The organism is Streptomyces sp. NBC_00370, from assembly GCF_036084755.1.
Lineage (GTDB): Bacteria > Actinomycetota > Actinomycetes > Streptomycetales > Streptomycetaceae > Streptomyces.
Map to the genome: position 1 here is coordinate 658,836 of NZ_CP107968.1, position 21,534 is coordinate 680,369.

1 protein-coding gene (cut by a window edge) is annotated in these 21,534 nt (G+C 70.9%); it reads left to right on the forward strand.

Annotation, left to right across the window (positions count from 1 at the left end; translation table 11 throughout):
* A protein-coding gene (locus OHS57_RS02915; protein WP_328580887.1) for a non-ribosomal peptide synthase/polyketide synthase crosses the window boundary here: on the forward strand, positions 1-21,534 show its 5' portion. 423 nt of this gene lie beyond the right edge of the window; 21,534 of the gene's 21,957 nt are visible here — the first part of the coding sequence; the start codon lies at positions 1-3; its stop codon lies off the right edge, out of view.

A 21,534-nucleotide genomic window follows, 5' to 3' on the forward strand; every position in this document is an offset into this window, starting at 1 on the left:
GTGTCCGAGCTCTCGACCATTCGGCACGGGCTGACCGCCGCACAGCGCGAGGTGTGGCTGGCCCAGCAGTTGGATCCCCGCGGAACGCACTACAAGACCGGCTCCTGCCTGGAGATCGACGGGCCGCTCGACCACGCCAGGCTGACAGCGGCGCTGCGCCGCACGCTGGCCGAGACGGAGACCCTGTGCTCGCGCTTCCTCACCGACGAGGACGGGCGGCCGTACCGCTCGTACTGCCCCCCGGCGCCGGCGGACACCACCGGCGCCGAAGCGGCGGACGGCCCGCCCTGCACCCCGGTGCGGCTGCCGCACTTCGACCTCACGGGGCGTGCCGACCCTGAGGCCGAGGCCATCGAGTGGATGGAGCGTGACCGCGCCACACCGGTCGACCTGGAGAGGCCCGGTCTGAGCAGCCACGCGCTGTTCACCCTCGCCCCAGGACGGCACATGTACTACCTGGGTGTCCATCACATCGTGATCGACGGCACCAGCATGACGCTGTTCTACGAGCGGCTCGCCGAGGTGTACCGCGCCCTGACGGTGGGCCAGGAGAGCCCGGACTGCGCGTTCGGCAGCATGGACCAGTTGGCGGCGGACGAGGACGCCTACCGCGGCTCGGCCCGGCAGGACAGGGACCGCGCCTACTGGACCGGGCTGTTCGCCGACCGTCCCGAGCCGGTGTCGCTGACCGGCCGCACGTGGGGCCACGCGTTGGCCGGGGTCCTGACGAGCCGCGCGCTCGGCCCGGACCGTACGCGCGTCCTCGACGCGGCGGCCGAGGCGACCGGCTCGTCGTGGACGCGCGTCGTGATCGCCGGTGTCGCGGCGTTCCTGCACCGGATGACGGGTGCACGGGACATCGTGCTGTCGGTGCCGGTCACCGGCCGTTACGGCGCGAACGCCCGTTCGACACCGAGCATGGTCTCCAACCAGCTCCCGCTGCGGGTGGCGGTGGACGGCGCCACGAGCTTCGCCGGGCTGATCGACGAGGTCTCCACGGCGCTGCGCGGGCTGATGGCGCACAGCCGCTTCCGTGGCGAGGAACTCAACCGGGAACTGGGCGTGTCGGGTGGCGGAGCCGGGGTGCTCGGCCCGACCGTGAACGTCCTGCCGTACACCAAGCCCGTCGACTTCGGCGGCCCGCTCGGCCGGATGCGCAGCCTCGGCTCCGGCCCGACGACGGACCTGAACTTCGTCCTGACGGGCACTCCCGCCTCCGGTCTGCGGGTCGACTTCGAGGGCAACCCGCGGCTGTACGAGGCCGAAGACCTCACCGCGCTGCAGGACCGCTTCGTCCGGCTGCTGGAAGAACTCGCCGCCGACCCGGAAGCGCCGGTCGGCCGCGGCGAGCTGCTGACCTCCGAGGAGCGCCACCGCGTCCTCGACGAGTGGAACGACACCGCGCGGGAGGTGCCCGAGGCCACCCTCACCGGACTGCTGGCCCAGCAGGGCGCCCGCACGCCCGAGCGGGAAGCCCTGCGGTACGAGGGAACCTCCCTGACCTACGCCGAACTGCACGCCCGCGCCGACCGGCTCGCCGCGCTGCTGGCCGGCCGGGGAGCCGGGCCCGAGGACTTCGTCGCCGTCGCCGTCCCCCGGTCGGTGGAACTGGTCGTCGCCCTGCTCGCCGTACTGAAGACGGGCGCCGCCTATCTGCCCGTCGACCCGGGCTATCCGGCGGACCGCATCGCCCACATGATGGGGGACGCGGGCGCCCGGCTCGTGCTGACCACCCGGGACACCGAGGACCGGCTGCCGCAGGACGGCACCCCGCGGCTGGTGCTGGACGCCGACGACACCGAGGACCTGGGGGCGCCGCCCGCGCCGTCCCTCGACCCCGGCCATCCGGCGTACGTCATCTACACCTCGGGCTCCACCGGGCGGCCCAAGGGCGTGGTGGTCTCCCACCGGGCCGTCGTCAACCGTCTGGCCTGGATGCAGGACACCTACGGCCTCGGCGCCGACGACCGGGTGCTGCAGAAGACCCTGTCCGGTTTCGACGTGTCGGTGTGGGAGTTCTTCTGGCCGCTGCTCCAGGGCGCCACCCTGGTCGTCGCCCGGCCCGACGGCCATCTCGACCCCGCCTACCTGGCCGACACGATCCGCCGTGAGCGGGTGACCACGGTCCACTTCGTGCCGTCGATGCTCGACGCGTTCCTGCGTGCGCCGTCCGCCGCGTCGCTCACCGGGCTGCGCCGGGTCTTCTGCAGCGGCGAGGCGCTGCCGGCCGCGTTGCGCACCCGGTTCCTGGCCGCCTGCGACGTCCCGCTGCACAACCTGTACGGGCCGACGGAGGCCGCGGTCGACGTGACGTACTGGCCGTGCGAGCGGGACACCGGCAGCGGGCCCGTGCCCATCGGCCACCCCGTGTGGAACACCCGGATGTACGTGCTGGACGGCGCACTGCGTCCGGTGCCGCCGGGTACGCCCGGCGAGCTGTACATCGCCGGTGTGCAGCTCGCCCGCGGCTATCTCAACCGTCCCGCGCTGAGCGCGGAGCGCTTCACGGCGGATCCGCACGGCGCGCCGGGCAGCCGGATGTACCGCACGGGCGACCTGGCGCGCTGGAACCGCGACGGCAGCCTGGCCTATCTCGGCCGCGCCGACCAGCAGGTCAAGCTGCGCGGCTTCCGGATCGAACTCGGCGAGATCGAGGCCGCGTTGATCCGTCAGCCGGAGCTCGCCGGCGCCGCCGTCGTGCTGCGCGAGGACCGGCCGGGCGACCAGCGCCTGGTGGCCTACACCGTGCCGTCCGGCGAGAGCGGTCCGGAGACCGACCTCCTCGCGGCCCGGCTGCGTGCGCTGCTGCCCGAGTACATGGTCCCCTCGGCCTTCGTCACCCTGCCGGAGCTGCCCGTCACCCCGAACGGCAAACTGGACCGCAGAGCGCTGCCGGCCCCCGACGCCCCGGGGCGCACCGCGGGCCGGGCACCCCGCACACCGCGCGAGGAGCTGCTGTGCGGGCTGTTCGCCGAGATCCTCGGTCTGGAAACGGTCGGCGCCGACGACAGCTTCTTCGCACTCGGCGGCCACTCGCTGCTCGCCACCCGGCTGATCAGCCGCATCCGTACCGCCCTCGGAGCGGAGCTGCCGATCCAGCGGGTCTTCGAGACGCCGACCGTCGCCGGTCTGGCCGGCGTCCTCGACGACGCGGAGCGGGCCCGCTCCGGCGTGACGAGCCGGCCACGGCCCGAGCGGCTGCCGCTCTCCTTCGCCCAGCAACGGCTCTGGTTCCTGCACCAGTTCGAGGGGCCGTCCCCGCTCTACAACATCCCGGCCGCGCTGCGGCTGACCGGCCCGCTGGATCCGGCGGCCCTGGCGGCGGCCATCGGTAACGTGGTCGCCCGGCACGAGACCCTGCGCACGGTCTACGCCGAGGACGCGCACGGTCCGCACCAGCTCGTCCTGTCGGCCGCCGAAGCGACACCCCGGCTGGAGACCGTCGAATCCGGCCCCGAAGGCCTCTCCCGGGACATCGCGCGGGTGGCGCGGCACCGGTTCGACCTCGGCAGGGAGATCCCGCTGCGCACGGCGCTGCTGCGGGTGGCCGAGCAGGACCACGTGCTGATGCTGGTGCTGCACCACATCGCGGGTGACGGCTGGTCACTGGGGCCGCTCGCGCGGGACCTGGGGACCGCGTACGCCGCGCGGCTGGCGGGGGCGGCGCCCGGATGGGAGCCGCTGCCCGTCCAGTACGCCGACTACACGCTGTGGCAGCAGGAGCTCCTGGGCGCCGAGGGGTCCCGGGCCGGTGAGGGAGACCGGCAGCTCACCCACTGGAAGCAGGTGCTGGCCGGTCTGCCGGAGCAGCTGGAACTGCCCACGGACCGGCCTCGTCCGGCCCGCAGCGACAACACGGGCGACCGGCTCGACCTGTCCGTATCCGCCGATCTCCACCAGGCACTGGCCGGGCTCGCGACCGAGAGCCGCACCAGTGTGTTCATGGTCCTGCAGGCCGCTCTCGCGGCCCTGTTGACCCGGCTGGGCGCCGGCGAGGACATCCCCGTCGGCTCCACGATCGCGGGGCGTACCGACGCCGCGGTGGAGAACCTCGTGGGGTTCTTCGTCAACACCCTGGTGCTGCGCACCGACACCGCGGGTGACCCGGCCTTCCGCGACCTCCTCGGCCGGGTGCGCGACACCGACCTGGCCGCCTACGCGCACCAGGACCTGCCCTTCGAGCGGCTGGTCGAGGCGGTCAACCCCGACCGCGGCGCAGGTCATCACCCGCTGTTCCAGGTGATGTTGACCTTCGACACCACCCAGCAGGACGCCCTGGGCGAGCTGGGCCGGCTGCCGGGCATCCGGACGAGCCTCGTCCCCGTCCACACGGGACTGTCCAAGTTCGACCTGGCGTTCGCGTTCGACGAACGCAAGGACGCCGAAGGGGGCTCCGCCGGTATCGATCTCGCGGTGGAGTTCAGCACGGAGCTCTTCGACGCCGCGACCGTGCGCACTCTGGCCGAGCGGCTGCTGCGGCTGCTCGCCCAGGCCGTCGCGGACCCTGACCGCCGCCTGGGTGACCTCGACATCCTGCTGCCGGGTGAGCGGCGCGCACTGCTGGTGGACGCCAACAACGCGGGTCTCGCCGCCACTTCGGCGCCCGCGGCCGACGTCACCCTGCCTGAGCTGTTCGAACAACAGGTGGCGCGGGTGCCCGACCGCACCGCCCTCACCTTCGACGGCGCCCGCCTGTCGTACGCCGAACTCAACTCCCGCGCCAATCAGCTCGCCCGGCTGCTCGTGGGGCGCGGCGTCGGCCCGGACCACCTGGTGGCGCTGGCGCTGCCCCGCTCGGCGGAGCTGGTCGTCGCGCTCCTCGCCGTCGTCAAGTCGGGGGCCGCCTATGTGCCGCTCGACCCGGACTATCCGGCCGACCGGCTGGCCTACACACTCTCCGACGCGGCGCCCGCCCTGCTGCTCACCACGGCGGACGTGGCGGGCCGGCTGCCCGGACACGGCGTCCCCCAACTCGTCATCGACGGCAACGGCGAACCGGCCACCACGCACACGGCCGACCTCGCGCAGGACGAACGGACCCGTCCGCTCGACGCACGGGACACCGCCTATGTCATCTACACGTCCGGCTCGACCGGACGGCCCAAGGGTGTGGCGGTGCCGCACCGGAACGTGGCGCGGCTGTTCTCGGCGACCGGCCACTGGTTCGGCTTCGACGAGCAGGACGTGTGGACCCTGTTCCACTCCTACGCCTTCGACTTCTCCGTGTGGGAACTGTGGGGAGCGCTGCTGCACGGCGGCCGGCTGGTCGTCGTCCCGCACACCGTCAGCCGGGACCCGGCCGCGTTCCTCGCGCTGCTGGCGCGGGAGCGGGTCACGGTGCTCAACCAGACGCCGTCGGCCTTCTACCAGCTCGCCGCCGCCGACCGCGAGCACACCCCCGAACTCGCCCTGCGCACCGTGGTCTTCGGCGGGGAGGCACTCGACCTGTCCCGGCTCGCCGACTGGTACGAACGGCACGCCGACGACGCGCCGGCGCTGGTGAACATGTACGGGATCACCGAGACCACCGTCCATGTGTCCCACTTCCCGCTGGACCGCGCACGGGCCGCCGCCGCCTCGGCGAGCACCATCGGCGGCAACATCCCCGACCTGCGGGTGTATGTCCTCGACTCACGGCTACGGCCCGTCCCGCCGGGTGTCACCGGCGAGATGTACGTCGCCGGGGCCGGACTCGCCCGCGGCTATCTGGGCCGTCCGGCACTGACCTCGGAGCGGTTTCCCGCCGACCCCCACGCGGCGCTCTTCGGCGCGACGGGTGAGACAGGTACGACGGGCGCGACGGGCGCCCGGATGTACCGTACGGGCGACCTGGCCAGGCGCAGGAGCGACGGCGGCCTCGACTACCTCGGCCGCGCCGACCAGCAGGTGAAGATCCGCGGTTTCCGCATCGAACCCGGCGAGATCGAGGCGGTGCTCGCCGCCCACCCGGCCGTCCGCGACGTCGCTGTCCGGCTGCGCGAGGACGCACCGGGCGACCGGCGTCTCGTCGCCTACGTCGTCACCACGGCCGACGTGGACGAGCGGGTGCTGCGCGACCACGCGGCCACCCGCCTGCCGGACCACATGCTGCCGTCCGCGTTCGTCACCCTGGACACCCTGCCGCTGACCCCGAACGGCAAGCTCGACACCCGGGCACTGCCCGCGCCCGTCCACACGGGCCGGCAGACCGGCCGGGCTCCGCGCGGGCCGCGCGAGGAGATCCTGTGCGCGCTGTTCGCCGAGGTGCTCGCCGTCCCGCGTGTCACCATCGACGACACCTTCTTCGACCTGGGCGGGCACTCCCTGCTCGCCACCCGGCTCGCCACCCGGATCAGGGCCACCCTGGGGGTGGAACTGTCCGTGCGCCAGCTCTTCGACACTCCCACGGTCGCCGGGCTCTCCGCCGCCCTGGACACCGCCGAGCGGTCCCGCACACCGCTGACCGCCGGACCCCGGCCGGACCGGCTCCCCCTGTCGTACGCACAGCAGCGGCTGTGGTTCCTGCACCAGCTCGAAGGCCCTTCGGCGACCTACAACATCACCGGCGCCCTGCGCCTGACCGGCGCTCTCGACCCCGGCGCCCTGCGCGCCGCCTTCCAGGACGTCATCGTGCGGCACGAGAGCCTGCGGACCGTCTTCGCACAGGACGAACACGGCGCCCGGCAGACCGTGCTCGGCGCCGACGAGGTGCACTTCGCACTACCGGTCACCGAGACAGGGGCGGACGCACTGGACGCGCGGCTGGAGCCGGCCGCCCGTCACTGCTTCGATCTCACCCACCAACTGCCGGTGCGAGCCGAGCTGTTCCGGCTGTCCGAGACCGAACATGTGCTCCTGCTGATGATCCATCACATCGCCGGGGACGGCTCGTCCCTGGGCCCACTGATCCGTGACCTCGCGACCGCCTACACCGCGCGGACGAAGGGCTCGGCGCCCGGCTGGGCGCCCTTGCCCGTGCAGTACGCGGACTTCGCGTTGTGGCAGCGCGAGACACTGGGCGACACCGCCGACGCCGACAGTGTCGCGGCCCGTCAACTCGGCTACTGGAAAGCTGCGTTGTCCGGGGTCCCGGACCAACTGGAATTGCCGGCCGACCGGTCCCGGCCCGCCGCCGCCTCGCACCGGGGAGGCCGGGTCGCGCTGAACGTGCCCGCTGACGTGCACCGCGCGGCGATCACCCTGGCCGGTGAGTCCCGCGCCAGTCTGTTCATGGTGCTCCAGGCGACCCTCGCCACCCTGCTCTCGCGGATGGGGGCGGGCGACGACGTCCCCGTCGGCACACCTGTCGCGGGACGGTCGGACGACGCCCTCGACCAGGTGGTGGGGTTCTTCGTCAACACCCTGGTGCTGCGCACCGACACCTCCAGGAACCCGACGTTCCGCCAGCTCGTCGAACGGGTGCGGGAGGCCGACCTCAGCGCCTACGCCCACCAGGACCTGCCCTTCGAGCATCTGGTGGACGTCCTCGCCCCGGCCCGCTCGCTGTCGCACAACCCCTTGTTCCAGGTGCTGTTGAGCCTCGACACCACCCAGCAGGACGCGCTCGCCGCACTGTCGGCGACCGGTCTCGACGTGACTCCGCTGGAGGTGCGCACCGGCGTCGCCAAGCTGGACCTGGCCCTCGAACTCGCCGAGCGGCGCGACGCCGACGGCGTCCCCGCCGGGCTCACCGGCGCCGCCGAATACAGCGCCGACCTCTTCGACGAGGACACGGTCACGGCCCTGGCCGACCGGTTCCTGCGGCTCCTCGCCGCTCTGGTCGCCGCACCCGACCGGCGGATCGACGAGATCGACATCCTCAGCGACGCGGAGCTGCGCCGCGTACTCGTCGAGTGGAACGACACCGCGCGTACCAGCGACACCCGCACGTTCGCCGATCATGTGGAGCGGCACGCGGCGCTGGCCCCGGAGCGGCCCGCCGTGGAGTTCGCGGGCGAAGTGCTGAGCTACGGGGAGCTGAACGCGCGCGCCAACCGGCTCGCCCGGCACTTCCTGCGGCACGGCGCGGGCCCCGAGCGGTTCGTAGCGACGGCCCTGCCACGCTCGGCCGACCTGGTGGTCGCCGCGCTCGCCGCGTTCAAGGCGGGCGCCGCGTATCTGCCGGTGGACCCCGGGTATCCCGCCGAGCGGATCACTCATCTCCTCGACGACGCCGCGCCCGTCCTGGTCGTCACCACCTCCGCCGTCGCCGAAGGACTGCCGAACACCGCCGTACCCCGCCTCCTGATGGACGAAGCGGCAACGCCCAGGCAGCCAGCGCGACCTGAGCCGGCCGAGCTGTCCGAGTTGTCCGAGGAGAACGTCACCGACGAGGAGCGGCCCGCGCCGCTGCGGCCCGAGCACCCCGCGTACATGATCTACACCTCGGGTACGACGGGCCGCCCCAAGGGCGTCGTCGTGACCCACACCGGGCTGCCGGGGCTGCTGGACATCTTCCAGGGCGACTGCGCGGCCGGACCGGGCAGCAGGATCCTGCAACACCTCTCGCCGGGCTTCGACGCGGCCTTCTGGGAGCTGGCGATGGGGCTGCTCACAGGCGCCACGCTGATCGTCGCCCCGCAGGACACCACCCCCGGCCCCGAACTGGCCGAGCTGGCGACGCGGTCCGGCGCGACACACCTGAGCCTGACACCGGCCGTCCTGGGGCTGCTGCCCGAAGGCTCCCTGCCCGACGGGCTGACCCTCGTCGTGGGTGCGGAGACGAGCCCGCCCGAGCTGGTGGAACGCTGGTCCGCCGGCCGCACCATGCTCAACTCCTACGGTCCGACGGAGACCACGGTCTGCGCCACGATGAGCGGGCCGCTCGCCGGCCCCGTCACCCCGCCCATCGGCGCACCCGTCGCCAACACCGCCGTCTACGTCCTCGACGCGGCGCTGCGGCCGGTCGCCCCCGGCGTACCGGGCGAGCTGTACACGGCGGGTCCGCACCTGGCCCGCGGCTACCACCGCCGCCCGGGGCTCACCGCCGAGCGTTTCGTCGCCGCCCCGTTCGGAGCGCCCGGCACCCGGCTGTACCGGACCGGCGACCTGGTGCGGTGGCTGCCGCACGGCGAGCTGGAGTACCTGGGGCGGGCCGACGACCAGGTCAAGATCCGCGGCCTGCGCATCGAACCGACCGAGATCGAGGCGGTACTGGTCGAACAGGCGCCACTGTCCCGGGCAGCGGTGATCGTACGGGAGGACCGACCGGGCGACCGGCGACTCGTCGCCTACGTGGTGGCGGAGCCGGGTCATGCCCTGGACGGCGCCCGGCTCCGCGCCGAACTGCGCGAGACCCTGCCCGACCATATGATCCCGACCGCGTTCGTCACCCTGGACGCACTGCCACTGACCGTCAACGGCAAGCTGGACCGCAAGGCGCTGCCCGCACCCGACTACACCGCACAGGTCTCGGGCCGCCGCCCCGGCACCCCACAGGAGCAGTTGCTGTGCGACCTGTTCGCCCGGACCCTGGGGGTGCCGTCCGTCGGCGCCGACGACGGCTTCTTCGACCTGGGCGGCGACAGCGTCATGTCGATCCAGCTCATCGGCCGGGCCCGCGCAGCGGGGCTCACCCTGTCGGTGCGTGACGTCTTCGAGCACCAGACGCCCGCCCTGCTCGCCCGGTCGGCCGCCACGACGCCCGCGCCGACGACGACAGGGACCGAGATGTCACCCTGGGGTGCGGCGCCGCCCACTCCGATGATGCGCTGGTTCGCCGAACTCGGCTCCGACGCCGCCACGTTCAACCAGTCCCTGGTGCTCACCGTCCCCGCAGAGCTGGACTTCGACACGCTCGCCGCCGCCCTCGGCAACCTTCTCGACCACCACGACGCCCTGCGGCTGCGGGTCACCGAGGACTGGTCGGTGACCGTCCCCGAGCCCGGTTCGGTGACCGCGGCGGACTGCCTGGTCCGCCACGACGCCGCCGGGCTGGGCGATGACGACCTGCACGGCACCGTCGCCGAACAGGCACGCGCCGCCCGAGGCCGGCTGTCCCCCACGGACGGCCGTATGCTCCAGGCCGTCTGGCTCGACCGCGGGCCCGCCCGTGAGGGACTGCTCGTCCTGGTCGCGAACCACCTGGTCGTGGACGGCGTCACCTGGCGCATCCTCGTACCGGACCTCGTCGCGGCGTACGAGGGCGGCGGCACACCGGCCGTTACGGGCACGCCGTGGCGGCAGTGGGCGCACGAACTCGCCGATCTGGCCGAACGACCCGGCACCGAGGCGGAAGTCGGCCACTGGCAGTCGGTGCTCGGCGACACACCACGGGCCCTGCGCATCGACCCCGCGCGCGACACCCACGCCGGTGCGGGCGAGATCACAGCGGAACTCGACCCTGAGACCACCCGCGAACTGCTCACGCGGGTGCCCGGCACCTGCCACGCCACCGTCAACGACGTGCTGTTGAGCGCGTTCGCGGTCGCCGTCGCCGAGTGGCGGCGCGGACGCGGCGACGACCCGGACACACCTGTTGTGGTCGACCTGGAGAGCCACGGCCGCCACGAACACGCCGTACCCGGCGCCGACCTCAGCCGCACCGCCGGCTGGTTCACCGCCATGTACCCCGTACGACTGGAGCCCGGCAGCGCCACACCGCCGCTCCGCGCCCTCAAGACCGTGAAGGAACAACTGCGTTCCGTACCGGGCGACGGGCTCGGCTACGGCTTGCTGCGCCACCTCAACCCGCGTACCCGCGCCGTGCTCGAACCACTGCCGGCACCGGACTTCGGCTTCAACTACCTGGGCCAGATAGGCCAGGACCGCAGCGCGGGGGCCGCCTGGACGATCACCGGTGGTGACGTCGCCGGGATCGACGGCGCGATGCCGCTGGCGCATCCGGTCGACCTCAACGCCGTTGCACTGGACGACGGTTCGGGCACACGCCTGCGAGCCACCTGGATCTACGCACCGTCGGCACTCGACCGCGAAGACGCCCAACGCCTCGCCGACGCGTGGTTCCGGGCACTGCGCCGGCTCGTCGAGGAGTCCCGTAACCCCGAGGCCGGTGGCCTCACCCCCTCGGACGTCGTCCACCCCTCGGTCAGCCTGGACGACATCGAGCAGCTGGAGCGCGACGTCCCCGGCCTCCACGACATCCTGCCTCTCGCCCCGCTCCAGGAGGGCTTCCTCTTCCTCAACCTGTACGACAAGGACGCCCGCGACGTCTACGTCGGACAGATCTCGTTCGAACTCGAAGGCAGCTTCGACGCGGCCCGGATGCGCACCGCGGCCGGGGCCCTGCTGCACCGCCACCCGAACCTGCGCGCCGCCTTCCACCAGACCGCCTCCGGCACGTGGGTCCAGGCGGTGCCCTCGGACGTCGCACCCGACTGGCGTGAAGCCGACCTGACCGACCTGCGCCCGCAAGAACAGCAGTCACACGCCTCCCAGTTGGCAGCGGACGACCGCGAGCGCCGCTTCGACCTGGCGCGTCCGCCGCTGCTGCGCTTCACTGCGCTGCGGCTGTCGGCCGACCGGGTGCGACTGGTCATGACGAACCATCACATCCTGCTCGACGGCTGGTCGTTGCCGCTGCTCTGGCAGGAGCTGACCACCCTGTACGCGGCGGACGGGGACGTCTCGGTCCTGGGCAGGGTGCGCCCCTACGGCGAGTACCTGACCTGGCTGGACAGCCGGGACCGGGAGGCCGCCCGGCAGGCGTGGCAGCAGTCCCTCTCCGACCTGGACGAACCCTGCCTGCTGGCACCCGGCGCGGGTGCGCCGGTGGACGCGGCTCCGCCGAGCATCGCGTTCGGTCTCGACCCGGTCACCAGTGAGTCCGTGGCGGGCTGGGCGCGAGCGCAGGGCGTGACGATGAACACGGTAGTGCAGGGTGCCTGGGCGCTGGCCCTGGCGCAGTCGACCGGCCGTGACGACGTGGTCTTCGGAGCCACCGTGTCCGGCCGCCCGCCTGAGCTGCCCGGCGTCGAGCAGATGATCGGCCTGTTCATCAACACCCTGCCGGTACGGGTGCGCCTCGACAACGCCGAGCCTCTGAGCGCCCTCTTCCGTCGCCTTCAGAACGAACAGACGCATCTCCTGGACCACCAATGGCCCGGCCTCGCCGACATCCAGAACTGGGCAGGCCACCCCCAGCTCTTCGACACCGCCATGGTGTTCCAGAATTACCCGGTCAGCGCCGAGGCGACCAGCCCTGACCTCGACGGTCTGCGGGTGGCGGGATTCGACGCGGTCGAGAGCACGGACTTCGTCGTCAACCTCGTCGCCCACACCAGGAACTCCGCCCTACGGCTGCGGCTCGACTACCGTTCCGACATCTGCGAGGAGCGGCTGGCCCGTTCACTGGCGGACCGGATGGTGCGGGTGCTGGAAGCCCTGGTCGACGGCGGCGATCTCCCCGTCGGCCGACTCCAGACACTCGACCCGGCGGAGCGTGAGCGGGTTCTGGTGGAGTGGAACGGGACCAGCACCGCGATCCCGGAAGTCCCGCTGCACGAGCTGGTCGCCCGACAGGCTGCGGAGAATCCGGACGCGGAGGCTGTGGTCTGCGAGGGACAGTGCCTCACCTACGGGCAGTTGAACGGGCAGGCCAACCAGTTGGCCCGGCACTTCATCAGCGAGGGCATCCGAGCGGAACAGTTCGTGGCGCTCGCTCTGCCGAAGTCGCTGGACACGGTCATCAGCATGCTCGCGATACTCAAGGCCGGCGGCGCCTACCTTCCGATCGATCCCGACTACCCCGCCGAGCGCGTCCAGTACATGCTCGACGACGCCACACCTGCACTCATCCTTACCGAACCGGTGCCGCTGTCGGACTACGCACACCACTCCACCGACGAGGTCACCGACACCGATCGGGCAGCGGCGCACTCACCGCAGCATGCGGCCTACATGATCTACACCTCGGGCTCCACCGGCCGCCCCAAGGGCGTCATCATCGACCACCACGCCCTGACCACCTACCTTCACCACGCCCGGGCTGCCTACCCCGCCACCAGCGGTATCACCACCCTGCACTCGCCTCTTGCTTTTGACCTGACGATCACCGCTCTGTGGACACCGCTCACCAGCGGCGGAGCTGTCCACCTGGTCACGACGCTCGAACACACCACGACCCAACCCACCCTCATTAAGGCAACGCCGAGCCACCTGCCCCTTCTCACGACCCTTCCGAGCACCACGTCGCCCACCGGCACCCTGATCCTCGGCGGTGAAGCCCTCACAACCGACCACCTGACCAGCTGGCGCACCCAGCACCCCCATACCGAGATCATCAACGCCTACGGACCTACCGAGTCCACCGTCAACATCACCCACCACCGCATCCCACCGAACCAACCCCTCCCCAACGGGCCCATCCCCATAGGCCGCCCTTTCGACAACACCGCCATCTACATCCTCGACTCCGCCCTACGCCCCACACCCCCCGGCGTGACAGGCGAGCTCTACCTCGCCGGACACCAACTCGCCCGCGCCTACCACAACCGCGCCCAGCTCACAGCGGAACGCTTCACCGCCAACCCCTACAGCACCACACCCGGCGCCCGCATGTACCGCACCGGCGACCTCGCCCACTGGAACCACCACGGCCACATCCAATACACCGGACGCACCGACCACCAAATCAAACTCCGCGGCCACCGCATCGAACTCGGCGAAATCGAAACCACCCTCAAAACCCTCACCACTCACCCCCACATCACCCAAACCACCGTCCAACTCCGCGAAGACCAACCAGACGACCAACGCCTCACCGCCTACCTCGTCACCCCCCAATGGGACGAACCCACCGCACGAGCTGAACTAGGACGCCGTCTTCCCGACTACATGGTTCCCTCAGCCTTCGTCATCCTCGACGCACTCCCCCTCACCCCCAACGGAAAACTCGACCACAAAGCACTCCCCGCACCCACCTACACCGCAACTTCCACGGGACGCGCCCCCCGCAACCCCCAAGAAGAAATCCTCTGCACCCTCTTCGCCGAAATCCTCACCACCAACACCATCACCATCGACGACAACTTCTTCCACCTCGGCGGCCACTCACTCCTCGCCACCCGACTCGTCAGCCGCATCCGCGCAGCACTCGGCATCGAACTCTCCATCCGCCAGCTCTTCGAGATGCCCACCGTCGCCACACTCAGCACCATCCTCGACGAGGCCGAACGCGCCCGTGCGCCCTTGGCCGTCCGTGTGCGACCGGAACGCCTACCGCTGTCCTATGCCCAGCAGCGCCTCTGGTTCCTGCACCAGTTGGAGGGACCCAACTCCACGTACAACACCGTCACGGCTCTCCGCCTCACCGGAGCACTCGACCGGGACGCTCTGCAAGCCGCTGTCCAGGACGTCACCGTCCGGCACGAGAGCCTGCGCACGCTGTACGCCGAGGACGACCAGGGCTCTTACCAGGTCGTCCTGCCGGCGAACTCCGTCGAGGTGCCTTTCGAGACCGAACCGGTCTCCGGAGGCGAACTGGAAGAGAGGCTGGCGAAGGCAGCCGCACACTGCTTCGACCTCACCTCGGAACTCCCCGTCCGCACCTGGCTCTTCCGCGTCTCGGACGAAGAACACGTACTCCTGCTCTTGATCCACCACATCGCCAGTGACGCCTGGTCACGTGGTCCGCTGGCCCGGGATCTGACCACCGCGTACGCCGCCCGCAGCACAGGCAACGCTCCCGGGTGGGCACCTCTCGCCGTCCAGTACGCCGACTACGCACTCTGGCAGCGCGACATCCTCGGCGACGACGGCGATCCGGACAGCGCCGCGAGCGCTCAACTCGCCTACTGGAGGCAGACACTCGCCGGCCTGCCGGATCAGCTCGACCTGCCCACCGACCGGCCCCGGCCTGCCGTCGCGAACTATCGCGGTGGCCGGGTCCCCCTGGCCATATCGGCCGAACTGCATACGCGGTTGACGGAACTCGCGCGGAACTCGAACACGAGCATCTTCATGGTGGTCCAGGCGGCGCTGGCGACCCTCCTCACCCGACTCGGCGCCGGGACCGACATCCCCATCGGCACCTCCGTCGCAGGACGCACCGACGACGCGACCGACGACCTCATCGGCTTCTTCGTCAACACCCTCGTCCTGCGCACCGACACGGCCGGCAATCCCACCTTCCGGGAACTGCTCGGCCGCACCCGCACCACCGATCTGACCGCCTACAGCAACCAGGACCTCCCCTTCGAGCAACTCGTCGAAGCCCTCAACCCCACCCGCACCCTCTCCCACCACCCCCTCTTCCAAATCCTGCTGACCTTCAACAACACGGACCACGAAGGGGCACTGAACGAGATCGCCGAGCTTCCCGGACTGCGGGTCACGCCTCAAGAGATCGACCGGACAGCCTCGAAGTTCGACCTCTCCTTCGCCTTCGCGGAGTCGTTCGACAGCGAGCGCCGCCCGCTCGGCATCGATGGCGCACTCGACTTCAGCACAGATCTCTTTGAGCACACCTCGGCCGAGGCCATCACAGAACGCTTCATCCGCGTCCTGGAATCCGTGACGTCGACGCCTGATCGGCACATTCATGACGTCGAGGTCATCAGCACGGCCGAGCGTGAGCGGGTGTTGGTGGAGTGGAACGGGACCAGCACCGAGATCCCGGAAGTTCCCCTGCACGAGCTGGTCGCCCGACAGGCCGCGGAGAATCCGGACGCGGAGGCTGTGGTCTGCGAGGGACAGTCCCTCACCTACGGGCAGTTGAACGGGCAGGCCAATCAGCTGGCCCGGCACCTCATCTCCCAGGGGGTGCGGGCCGAGCAGTTCGTCGCGCTCGCCTTGCCGAAGTCGCTGGACACGGTCGTCAGCATGCTCGCGGTAGTCAAAGCCGGCGGCGCCTACCTCCCGATCGACCCCGACTACCCCGCCGAACGCATCCAGTACATGCTCGACGACGCCACCCCGGCACTCACCCTCACCGAACCAATACCACCGTCGGACTACGCACAGCATTCCACGGATGAGGTCACCGACAACGACCGGGCCCTGCCATGGTCACCCCGGCATGCGGCCTACATGATCTACACCTCGGGCTCCACCGGCCGCCCCAAGGGCGTCATCATCGATCACCACGCCCTGACCACCTACCTGCACCACGCCCGCCACGCCTACCCGGCGACCACGGGTACGACCACCCTGCACTCGCCTCTCGCTTTTGACCTGACCATCACCGCCCTGTGGACACCGCTCACCAACGGCGGAACCGTCCACCTCACCACCACGCTCGAACACACCACCACCCAACCCACCCTCATCAAAGCAACGCCGAGCCACCTTCCCCTCCTCGCCACCCTTCCCACCACCACGTCGCCCACCGGCACCCTCATCCTCGGCGGTGAAGCCCTCACAGCCGACCACCTGACCAACTGGCGCACCCAGCACCCCCATACCGAAATCATCAACGCCTACGGACCCACCGAGTCCACCGTCAACATCACCCACCACCGCATCCCGTCGAACCAACCCCTCCCCAACGGGCCCGTCCCCATCGGCCGGCCTTTCGACAACACCGCTATCTACATCCTCGACTCGGCTCTCCGCCCCACACCTCCCGGCGTGACAGGTGAGCTGTACCTCGCCGGACACCAACTCGCCCGCGCCTACCACAACCGCAGCTCGCTCACCGCGGAACGCTTCACAGCGAACCCCTACAGCACCACACCCGGCGCCCGCATGTACCGCACCGGCGACCTCGCCCACTGGAACCACCACGGCAACATCCAATACACCGGACGCACCGACCACGGAATCAAACTCCGCGGCCACCGCATCGAACTCGGCGAAATCGAAACCACCCTCAAAACCCTCACCACTCACCCCCACATCACCCAAACCACCGTCCAACTCCGCGAAGACCAACCAGACGACCAACGCCTCACCGCCTACCTCGTCACCGACAACCACACCTGGAACGAAACCACCGCACGAGCTGAACTCGCCCAACGCCTCCCCGACTACATGATCCCCTCAGCCTTCGTCACCCTCGACGCACTCCCCCTCACCCCCAACGGAAAACTCGACCACAAAGCACTCCCCGCACCCACCTACACCGCAACTTCCACGGGACGCGCCCCCCGCAACCCCCAAGAAGAAATCCTCTGCACCCTCTTCGCCGAAATCCTCACCACCAACACCATCACCATCGACGACAACTTCTTCCACCTCGGCGGCCACTCACTCCTCGCCACCCGACTCGTCAGCCGCATCCGCGCAGCACTCGGCATCGAGCTTTCGGTTCGGCAGTTCTTCGAGACGCCCACGATCGCGGATCTGTCCGCCGTCCTCGACGGCGCCGAGCGTGCCCGGACCCCGCTCACCGCCCGCGCCCCCAGGCCCGAACGCCTCCCCCTCTCCTACTCCCAGCAACGCCTCTGGTTCCTCCACCAACTCGAAGGACCCACCCCCACCTACAACATCCCCACCACCCTCCGCCTCACCGGAACACTCCACACCACAGCCCTCCACACCGCCCTCCACGACCTCGTCACCCGCCACGAAAGCCTGCGCACCACCATCACCGACGACGAGCGCGGGCCCCGCCAGACGGTGCATCCCCCCACAACGCCCGTGCCCTTCGTCCTTGTCGAGACGGATGAGCGGGCGCTGGACGCGCGGCTCGGCGAAGCAGCGCATCACGCGTTCGACCTCACGGCAGAAATCCCGGTGCGGGCCACGCTGTTCCGGCTGTCCGAGACCGAGCACGTACTGCTCCTGCTCATCCACCACATCGCCAGCGACGCCTGGTCCCGCACCCCCCTCGCCCGCGACCTCACCACCGCGTACACCGCCCGCAGCACAGGTAACGCTCCCGGGTGGACTCACCTCGCCGTCCAGTACGCCGACTACGCACTCTGGCAGCACGACATCCTCGGCGACGACGCCGACCCGGACAGCGCCGCCGGGCAGCAACTCGCCCACTGGAAGCAGACGCTCGCAGGCCTGCCCGAGCAGCTTGACCTGCCCACCGACCGGCCCCGGCCGACGGTCGCCGACCAGGCGGGTGACCGTGTGCCGTTCGTGCTCGAACCCGCCGTCCATGAGCGGCTGACGGCGCTCGCCCGAGCCACGAACACCACTACGTTCATGGTCGTTCAGGCGGCGCTGGCCACACTGCTCACTCGCCTCGGCGCCGGCGAGGACATCCCCATCGGCAGCCCTGTCGCCGGACGCACAGACCAGGCGGCAGAGGATCTCATCGGCTTCTTCGTCAACACCCTCGTCCTGCGCACCGACACGAGTGGTAATCCGACCTTCCGGGAGTTGCTCGACGGTGTGCGCCGGACGGACCTGGCGGCCTACTCGCACCAGGACCTGCCCTTCGAGCGGCTGGTCGAGGCGCTCAATCCGACCCGCACGCTGTCCCACCACCCGCTCTTCCAGGTGATGCTCATCTTGAGCACCGCCGACTCCGACGCCGCCCCGGACGGCGCTCTCGCCCTGCCGGGACTCAAGGCGACCCCCGAACGGAGCCGGCTGGAGGTCGCGAAGGTGGATCTTGCCTTCGCCCTCGCGGAGACGCACGACGAGACCGGCCGCAGTGCCGGGCTGACGGGGGCGCTGGACTTCCGGACCGACCTGTTCGACCGGTCGACGGCCGAGGCGCTGGTGGACCGGTTCGTGCGCACGCTGGACGAGGTGACCGCCGACCCTGGCCTGCGGGTGTCGCAGGTGAAAATCCTCAGCGGCGCCGAGCGCGGCGGCCTGCTCCTGGACGGCTCGGGCGCCACGCTCCCGCCGTTGGACTCGACGCTGCCGGAGGTCTTCGCGGCTCAGGCCGCGCGGACTCCAGAAGCGCCGGCCGTGGTGTCGGGCGCGACGACGGTGTCGTACGCCGAACTCAACTCCCGGGCCAACCGGTTGGCTCATCTGCTCCGGCAGGAGGGCGTGCGCCCGGGGACGCCTGTGGTCATGCTGATGGAGCGGTCCGTGACGCACATCGTCACGACCCTCGCCATCGCGAAGGCAGGCGGTGCGTACGCCCCGCTGCACGACACCTATCCGCTCGACCGGATGCGCTATGTCGTACGGGACACCGGCGCCGCGCTCGTGCTCGCCGACAAGGCGGAGGCCGCACGGGCCGGTGAACTGGACGCGCGGGTCGTGGTGGTGGACGAACACGGCGCATCCGCGGACGCTCACCCCGACGACAATCCGCAGGTGGGGCTGCGTCCCGCGGACCTGGCCTACGTGATGTACACCTCCGGCTCGACCGGGCAGCCCAAGGGGGTGGCCACCACCCAGCGCGGTGTCGTGGATCTGGTACGTGACCACTGCTGGCGCCCCGGTGTGCACGACCGGGTGCTCCTGCACGCCCCGCACGCCTTCGACGTCTCTTCGTACGAGATGTGGGTGCCGTTGCTGTCGGGTGGCACCGTCGTGGTGGCGCCGCCCCGACAGCTGGACGCCGCTTCGATCACCGAGTTGATCGCCGTGCACGACATCACCGCGATCCATCTCACGGCGGGCCTGTTCCGCGTCATCGCCGAGGAGGCACCCGAGTGCTTCGCCGGGGTGCGGGAGGTGCTCACCGGTGGGGACGTGGTCTCGCCGAATGCGGTGGCGCGGGTGTTGGAGCACGCACCGGACACCGTCCTGCGCCATTTGTACGGTCCGACCGAGACGACGCTGTGTGTGACACAGCACGAGGTCCGGGCGCCGTACACTCCACGCGCGACCCTGCCGATCGGCCGGCCCACCGGGAACACCCTGGCCTATGTGCTCGACCGGTATCTGCAACCGGTGCCGGCGGGGGTGCCGGGCGAGCTGTTCGTCTCGGGCAGCGGTCTGGCGCGCGGATATCTGCACCGGCCCGAACTGACCGCCGAGCGGTTCGTCGCCGACCCGTACGGCGGCTCGGGCGCGCGGATGTACCGCACGGGAGACCTCGTCCGATACACCCCCGCGGGCGAGTTGGAGTATCTGACACGCTCCGACGACCAGGTCAAGATCCGCGGCTTCCGGGTGGAACTCGGCGAGATCGAGGCTGCGTTGGCTGTCCGGGACGAGCTGGCCCAGGTGTCGGTGACCGTCCGCGAGGACCGGCCTGGTGACCGCCGCCTGGTGGCCTACGTGGTACCGGCGGAGGGACGCGGAGACACGGTCGACCCGGCGGCGCTGCGGGCTTTCGTCCGGCAGACCCTGCCCGACTACATGGTCCCTGCGGCGGTCGTCGTCCTCGATCGGCTGCCGCTGACGGCCAACGGCAAGCTGGACCGTAAGGCGCTGCCCGCGCCCGACTACGCGTCGGTGTCCACCGGCCAGGTCGCCCGCACGCCGGTCGAGGAGCTGCTGAGCACGCTGTTCAGCGAGGTTCTGGGCGTGGCGTCGGTCGGGGTCGAGGACGGTTTCTTCGATCTCGGCGGTGACAGCATCCTGTCCATCCAGCTCGTGAGCCGGGCCCGCTCGGCGGGAATCACCCTTTCCGTCCGCGACGTCTTCGAGCACCAGTCGGTGGCCAGGCTCGCCGAGGCACTTGACGAACGGTCGGACCACTCAACTCCCGGGTCCGTTAAGCAGTTGCCGCACGCGGAGCCGTACGGCCCGGTCCCCGCCACGCCAGTGATGGCGCGGCTTTCGGAACTGGGCCTCGGCGGGGACGACTTCAATCAGTCCGTGGTGGTGACGGTGCCACCCGGCCTGGACGAGGAACGGCTGGCCACCGCCCTCCAGACCGTGGTCGACCACCATGACGCACTGCGGCTGCTCACCCACCCCGACGCGACCATGGAGGTCCTCCGCCCGGGCGCCGTCCCGGCGGGCGAGATGCTTACCCGGGTGACGGCGGTCGGGCCGTCGGGTGCCCAGGACGCCGAGGAGACCGAGGAGCTGGTCACCGAGCTGGCGGTGGCGGCGCGGGAACGCCTGGTGCCCGCCGCGGGCCGGATGCTCCAGGCGGTCTGGATCGACCGGGGGGCCGGCTCCGACGGCCTGCTGGTCTTGGTGGCCCACCACCTCGCGGTCGACGCCGTGAGCTGGCGCATCCTCGTACCGGACCTGGCGACCGCCTACGCGGGCGGCGATCCGGCGCCGGTCGGCACGTCGTGGCGGCAGTGGGCGGCAGCGGTACGGGAGCGCGCGACCGACCCCCAGGTGGAGGCCGAGCTCGGGTACTGGCAGGAGGCGCTTGCCCCGGCCGCCGGGACGCGCCTGCGACTCGACCGAAGCCGCGACGTGCAGGGCCGAGCAGGGCGGACCAGCCTGAGTCTCCCGGCCGCGACGACGGAAGCCCTGCTCACCCGAGTGCCTGGTTCCGTCAATGCCAGCGTCGAGGACGTGTTGTTGAGCGCGTTCGCGGTCGCTGTCGCCGAGTGGCGGCGCGGACGCGGCGACGACGCGGACGCACCTGTGGTCGTGGATCTGGAGAGCCACGGCCGCCACGAGCACGCCGTACCCGGCGCGGACCTCAGCCGCACCGCGGGCTGGTTCACCGCCATCCACCCCGTACGGCTGGCACCGGAGGTCGCCGACTGGGCGGCGCTGTACGAGGGCCCCGCACTCGGCGACGTCCTCAAGGGCATCAAGGAGCAGCTACGTGCCGTGCCGGGCGACGGGCTCGGCTACGGCCTGTTGCGCCACCTCAACCCG